At 71.8% G+C, this 1097-nt stretch carries 1 protein-coding gene; it reads right to left on the bottom strand.

The window, feature by feature from the left end:
* Positions 1-1097: beta-ketoacyl reductase (locus tag GWI24_RS44580; RefSeq protein ID WP_247617755.1), on the bottom strand; the 1097-nt coding region annotated here is incomplete at both ends.

Genomic DNA, 1097 nt, shown 5'->3' with positions numbered 1-1097 from the left:
CGAATCCCTCCACGCCCTCCGGAAGTGCCGGCAGCGAGGACGCGTAGTCGTGGTACATGACGCCCGCGAACACGCCGGTACGGCTGCCGCGCAGCACGCCCGGGTCGATGCCCGCCCGCTCGAACGCCTCCCACGACGTCTCCAGCAGCAACCGCTGCTGCGGATCCATCGCCAGCGCCTCACGCGGCGAGATCCCGAAGAAGCCCGGGTCGAAGTGGCCCGCCCGGTCGACGAAGCCGCCCTCTCGGGAGTACGAGGTGCCCGGGTGGTCGGGGTCCGGGTGGTAGAGCCCATCCAGATCCCAGCCACGGTCGGTGGGGAACTCGGAGATCGCGTCCCGGCCCTCCATGACCAGCCGCCACAGATCCTCCGGAGTCTCCACCCCACCCGGATAACGGCAACCCAACCCCACGATGGCAATCGGCTCATCATCGGCGGCCGACACCACCACCGGACCCGCCACCGCGGCCGCAGCACCAACCACCTCAGTACGCAGGAAGTCCGCGAGCACCGCAGGCGTCGGGTAGTCGAAGACCAGCGTCGCGGGCAGCCGCAGCTCACTCACCGCGCCCAGCGCGTTCCGCAACTCCACCGCCGTCAGCGAGTCAAAGCCCAGCTCACGGAAGGAGCGATGCGGTTCCACGGTGTCCAGCGAGTCATGGCCGAGTACGGCCGCGACCTGCGTACGGACCAACTCCAGCAGGGCGTCGAGCTGCTCGGCCTCGCTCAGACCGGCGAGCCGCCGCGCCAGCGCACCCGACGCCGCCGCGCCCTCCGCCGCACGCCGCGCCGGAACCCGCACCAGCCCCCGCAGCAGCGGCGCCACGACACCGGTTGACGCCGCCTCGGCGCGCATCACGGCCAGGTCGAGCCGTACGGGTACGAGCAGCGCCTCGTCCGTGCCGTACGCGGCGTCGAACAGCTCCAGACCCTCGGCGGCCGAGAGCGCGACGACGCCACCCCGGCTCATCCGGGACACATCGGCCTCGTCCAACTCCCCGGTCATCCCGCTGGAGTCGGCCCACAGACCCCATGCCAGCGAGGTACCGGCCAGGCCATGCGCCCGGCGGTGCTGGGCGAGCGCGTCCAGGTAGGCA

The sequence above is a fragment of the Streptomyces sp. MK37H genome, assembly GCF_018035285.1.
In the GTDB taxonomy this organism is placed as follows: domain Bacteria; phylum Actinomycetota; class Actinomycetes; order Streptomycetales; family Streptomycetaceae; genus Streptomyces; species Streptomyces endocoffeicus.
The sequence above is the reverse complement of the archived record's forward strand: the minus strand, read 5'-3'. Positions and strand labels throughout refer to the sequence as shown.